Origin of the sequence: Spirillospora sp. NPDC052242, assembly GCF_040679555.1 — a bacterium.
Lineage (GTDB): Bacteria > Actinomycetota > Actinomycetes > Streptosporangiales > Streptosporangiaceae > Spirillospora.
Window position 1 is genome coordinate 1 of record NZ_JBFAUZ010000106.1, and the last position, 4960, is coordinate 4960.

4 protein-coding genes and 1 pseudogene are annotated in these 4960 nt (G+C 75.5%); 1 reads left to right on the forward strand and 4 read right to left on the reverse strand.

The window, feature by feature from the left end; translation table 11 throughout:
- Positions 1 to 85: 85 nt before the first annotated feature.
- The 4 genes from AB0L25_RS40885 to AB0L25_RS40900 all read right to left on the reverse strand — a co-directional run bounded on the left by AB0L25_RS40885 (position 86) and on the right by AB0L25_RS40900 (position 3790).
- Positions 86 to 961: a hypothetical protein gene (locus AB0L25_RS40885; RefSeq protein WP_500179014.1), complete on the reverse strand. Its 876-nt coding sequence runs from the start codon at positions 959 to 961 to the stop codon at positions 86 to 88.
- The gene (locus tag AB0L25_RS40890; RefSeq protein ID WP_500179015.1) at positions 958 to 1899 is read right to left on the reverse strand and encodes an ABC transporter ATP-binding protein; all 942 of its coding nucleotides are present in this window, start codon (positions 1897 to 1899) and stop codon (positions 958 to 960) included. The genes AB0L25_RS40885 and AB0L25_RS40890 overlap by 4 nt, the downstream gene beginning before the upstream one ends.
- Before the next feature lie 309 nt (positions 1900 to 2208).
- Complete coding sequence (locus AB0L25_RS40895; RefSeq protein ID WP_500179017.1) at positions 2209 to 2979, reverse strand: phosphatase PAP2 family protein; 771 nt, start codon at positions 2977 to 2979, stop codon at positions 2209 to 2211.
- A 103-nt stretch (positions 2980 to 3082) separates the two neighbouring features.
- A complete protein-coding gene (locus tag AB0L25_RS40900; RefSeq protein WP_500179019.1) occupies positions 3083 to 3790 on the reverse strand; it encodes a DedA family protein in 708 nt (235 codons plus the stop codon).
- 920 nt (positions 3791 to 4710) lie between these two features.
- Between AB0L25_RS40900 and AB0L25_RS40905 the strand changes: the two are divergent.
- A pseudogene (locus AB0L25_RS40905) lies at positions 4711 to 4960 on the forward strand (MFS transporter); the annotation flags it as partial.

Sequence of the window (4960 nt, forward strand, 5' to 3'; positions counted from 1 at the left end):
GGGTCGGCAGATCCCGTTGAAGGCACCAGGCCAGTCAGGCGTTGGGCCAGACCCCAGCGGGAGGCGCTCACCTACATCATCACTGTCAGGCGTCGCGGCGGCGCAGCAGCATCGTGCCGCACCACAGGGCCGCCGCCGACCACGCCGCCACGATGGCCAGGCCCGCGACGGCGGGGTAGGGGCCGCCGTCCCCGGCCAGGAAGTGGCGGCCCGCGGTGGCGGGCAGCGCGTCCGCCACGTTCTTCAGGGCGTCGGAGCGGGCGTTGGCCAGGGACATGGGCACCACCATCAGGAACAGGAACGCCGTGGTGAGCGTGGCCGCGGCGCTGCGCAGCATCGCCGCGACGCCCGTCATCAGCACGCTCGTCAGCGCCAGGTAGGTCCCGGCGGCCAGGGCGTCCCGCGCGAGCTCGCCCGCCTCCAGGCGGCCCCACTCGCCCAGGACGGGCGCGCTGATCGCGGCGCCGGCGAGGATCAGGACGATCCCGGCGGGGAACGTCACGGCCGCGACGACGGACGCCTTGGCCGCCAGCATCCGGCCCCGCAGCGGCACGCACTGCAGCGTCGTGCGGATGCTTCCGGTGGCGTATTCGCCGGTGACGGCCAGGATCGCCAGGGTCAGCACCACGAACTGCACCAGGTCGACCGCGCCGACGGGGATGTCGGTCACCGGCAGCACCCCGGGCGGTTCGACGTCGGGCCGCCCGGAGGTGTTGTCCATGGCGGCGTCGGTCGCCAGGATCATGCAGGCCACGCCCATCATGGCCACCGCGCCGGCCAGCCCCCACCAGGTGGACCGCACCGACCACAGCTTGATCCACTCGGCGGTGAGCGCCCCGCGGAACCCGCCGCCCCGGGCCCCCCGCCCGCCGGACGCGCCCGTCCGGGCACTGTCGTCCGGCGTTCGGACGGGGCCGGCCGCGGGCGGGTGCGGCGCCTGCGTCGTCGTGTCCCTGGTCATCGCGTGGTCCTTTCCGTGGCGGGCGCCGCCGCGTCGTACTCGACGCTCGAGCCGGTCAGTTCCATGTAGGCCTCCTCGAGCGACGCCTGCACGGTCGTCAGCTCGAACAGCGGCAGCCCGGCAGCGTGCGCGGCCGTCCCGACCTGCTCGGCGGTGGCGCCCGACACCAGCAGCTCGCCGTCGTCGCCGGGCCGCACCGCCGCCCCGCCGGGGCCCAGCCGGGCCGTGAGCTGCGCGGCGAGGTCGTCGGCGCGGGGGCCGCGGACCCGCACCGTGTTCCGCGAGCTCCCGGCGATCACCTCGGCGACGGGCGCGTCGGCGAGCAGGCGGCCCTTCCCGATGACCACGAGCCGGTCGGCGGTCAGCTGCATCTCGCTCATGAGGTGGGACGAGACGAACACGGTGCGGCCCTCGGCGGCCAGCGACCGCATCAGCCGCCGCACCCACAGCACCCCGTCGGGGTCGAGGCCGTTCACCGGCTCGTCGAACAGCAGCACGCCCGGGTCGCCCAGCAGCGCCCCGGCGATGCCCAGCCGCTGGCTCATCCCGAGCGAGAACGTCCCGGCGCGCCGCCCGGCGACCGCCTCCAGCCCCACGGCCGCCAGCACCTCGTCGACGCGCCGCGCCGGGACGCCGTTGGTGGCCGCCATCGCCAGCAGGTGCCGCCGCGCCGGCCGCCCGGGGTGCACCGCCTTGGCGTCCAGCAGCGCCCCCACCTCGCGCAGCGGATGCGGCAGGTCCCGGTAGGCGCGGCCGCCGATGAGGGCCTCGCCGGAGGTGGGGCGGTCCAGGCCCAGGATCATCCGCATCGTCGTGGACTTCCCCGCGCCGTTCGGACCGAGGAAGCCCGTCACCCGCCCGGCCGCGACGTCCATCGTCAGGCCGTCGACGGCGGTGCGGTCCCCGTACCGTTTCGTCAGTCCCCGCACAGTGATCATCGTGTCTCCCGATCCGTGTTCACCTGCACGAACCTAGGAACCGGGGGAGGGGCGGGGCAGTGCGCGAACGGCACCGGTGTCCCCCCACTTTCGTCAATCTCCGGACGCGCGGACGCGCGGACGCGCGGACGCGCGGACGCCGAACGCCGCCGAACGCCGCCGGACGCGCCCGAACCCCCTGGACACGTCCCCGGACACGCCGGCGGGCCGCCCCCGCGACGCTTTCACGTCGCGGGAACGGCCCGTCGGGATGCGGGGGATCCGCCGTGAGCCGCCCGGGGGCGGACGCCGGTCACCCGCGGGCGAGGGTCAGGGGCGCGGCTCCCGGCGCGGCACCACGCCGCCCATGACGTCCGGCATCGTGACCGCGGCGTCGTCGCGCCGCCCCGCGACCGGCTCCGCCGCCGCGGCGGCCCCGGGAAGGGCGCCGCCCGGCACCGGCCCCCCGGGGATTCCCGCGGCCGGGGCGGCGGGGGCCGGGCGCGGACCCAGCAGCGCCGCGCCAACCGGAACGCCCCGCAGCGCGTCCACGAGCGGCGCCGCCGCCCGCACCAGCACCAGCGCCACCACCGGCGCGGCCACGCACCCCAGGACGAACCCCGCGGCGACGTCGTGCGGGTAGTGCACGCCCACGAACACCCGGGAGAACGCCATCAGCATCGCCAGCGGCAGCACCAGCGGGGCCATCGCCCGCCACGCCACCACGATCGCCGCCGCGGACGCCGCCGCGATCGTCGCGTGGTTGCTGGGGAACGACCAGTCGCCCGGAGCCGGGCACTCGGCGATGTTCATCGCGCCCGCCACCGCGCGGCACGGGCGCTCCTCCTCGATGAACGTCTTGGAGACCTCGCTCACCAGGTACGCGGCCACCACCGCGAACGGCGCCGCCAGCGCCAGCCCCATCGCCCGTGCGTCCGCGCCGCGCGCCCGCCACCAGCCCGCCACGAACAGCGCGGCGAACAGCAGCAACCCCGCGTCCGTACCGATCTCGGCCACCGTGTGCACCCATGACGGCGTGCCGTGCGCGAACTCGCTGATCTCCCGGTAGAGATCCGCGCTGAACTCTGGCGCCTGCATCATCTCCCTCTCCATCGACGCGACCCGCCTGACGGGTCAGACCCCGGGCCGACCGCGAAAGTTCACCCTACGGTCACCCGAAGGCAAAGCCTGTCACGTAGGACGATCACGCACCGGGAAAAGTCCCCACACGACGCGTTTCCTCAGGGATCCGCTCATCCCCGTCGCCACCGTCCCCGCCGTCCCCGCCGTCCGGCGCGGGGGAGGCGGCGGGCGCGCGGCGGCGCCGCACGACGAAGCGGACGGCCTCCACGATCGCCGTCACCGTCAGCGCCAGCCCCAGGCCCACCGCGACGCCCTTGATCGGGTCGTTCTCGAACGCGACGCCGCCCAGGTAGCCCAGCAGCGCCCCGTACACCGCCCACGACACCGCCGCGATCGCCGCGAACATCGAGAACGAGCGCAACGGGTACCCGACGGCGCCCATCGTCATCGTCACGGCCGTCCGCCCGCCCGGCACGTACCGGGCCACGACCAGGATCAGGCCGCCGCGCTCGGCGAGCGTCCGGCTCGCCCACGCGAACGCGCCGTGCCGCCGGGTGCCGGGGCGCAGCCGCCGTTCCAGCCGCCCTCCCGACAGCCGCCCCACGGTGTAGGAGACGTGGTCGCCGATGAACGCGCCCGCCGCCGCCAGCGCCACGACCGGCAGCAGGTCCGGCTGCCCCGCCGACGCCGCGTACACGCCCGCCGTGATGACCGTGCTCTCGCTGGGCACGACGGGGAAGAACCCGTCGATCGCCGCGACCGCGAAGAGCACGAGGTAGAACCACGGCGAGGTCACCGCCGTGTGCACCAGTTCCATGACACCGTCCATGGGCAGAACGTTAGGAACCGGGCACCGTCCGGGGCATCGGCCGAAGGACCATCACCACCCCCGTCTTTCGGCAGTACCGGCCCCGACTCACGGACGAGCGCGCGCCCCGCCGCACGGCCGAACGGCCGCGCCCACGAAAACCTATGTTGTATTGGCGGGCATGCCCGAAACCAGCGCGTCCGACCGGGACCTCGACCACGTGGCCGCCGAGCTCGTGGCGATCCTGCCCGCGCTGAACCGGGTCCTGGAACGCCGCGCCGTGCGGGACTTCCCGCACCCCCGGCTCCCCGAAGGGCAGCTCGCGCTGCTGCGGCTGCTCCACGAACGCCACGGCATCACCGTCCGCGAAGCCGGCGACGCCCTGCTGATGAAACCCAACAACGTCAGCGACCACGTCACCGGCGCCCTGCACGCCCTGACCGACGGGCAGCGCCGCGCGCTCGGCTCCGCCGTCGGCGCCCTGTCGGCGCTCTGTCGGCGCTCACCGAACGGCTGCGCGACACCGCCGACTGACCCGCCCGTCCCGGCCGTCCGATCTCGGCCGTCCCGCGAGCCGGGGTCCGGCGCGGCCTTCCCGGCCGTCCCCGCCGCGACTCCGGGCCGCCGCCGCGACGATCCGTCCGTGCGGCCGGTCACGCACGCCCTCCCCGGGCCCGCACACGAGCCGATGACCCCGGGGGGAGCGGTCCGCTCGTTCACCCCGGCCCCCTGGAGGGCGGCCGTCCCGAGATCGCTCGCCTCGACCGGCGCACCGCGACGCGTCCCGACGCGCCCGGGCCGTCCCGTGACGGCCGCGGCCCGCACCCCTGAAGGCGGAACCGACGCGCCCCCGCCCGTGAACACACCCGCCCACGCCCGTCCGCGCGGCGCCCGGAACAACCCCTGGCCGACCCCTCGTCGCCGTCGCCTTCGGCCTGTTCATGGTCGGTCTCGACGACTCCGTCGTGTCCCTCGCCAACCCCGAGATCGGACGCGACCTCGGCGCGTCCACCGCCGACCTGCAGTGGGTCACCAACTCCTACCTGCTGGCCCTCGCCGCCGCGCTCAAACTCGGCGACCGCTTCGGCCGCCGCACCTTCTACATGATCGGCGTCGCCGGCGGCCTCCAGGCCACCGTCCTGCAGTTCGGCGGCGCCCTCGGCACGTCCGTCCTGGTCTCCCTCATCGGCA

Bases quoted from the DNA above. Each gene is read 5' to 3' on its own strand.
- AB0L25_RS40890 (WP_500179015.1), bottom strand. From the start codon at position 1,899: ATGATCACTGTGCGGGGACTGACGAAACGGTACGGGGACCGCACCGCC.
- AB0L25_RS40885 (WP_500179014.1), bottom strand. From the start codon at position 961: ATGACCAGGGACACGACGACGCAGGCGCCGCACCCGCCCGCGGCCGGC.
- AB0L25_RS40895 (WP_500179017.1), bottom strand. From the start codon at position 2,979: ATGATGCAGGCGCCAGAGTTCAGCGCGGATCTCTACCGGGAGATCAGC.
- AB0L25_RS40900 (WP_500179019.1), bottom strand. From the start codon at position 3,790: ATGGACGGTGTCATGGAACTGGTGCACACGGCGGTGACCTCGCCGTGG.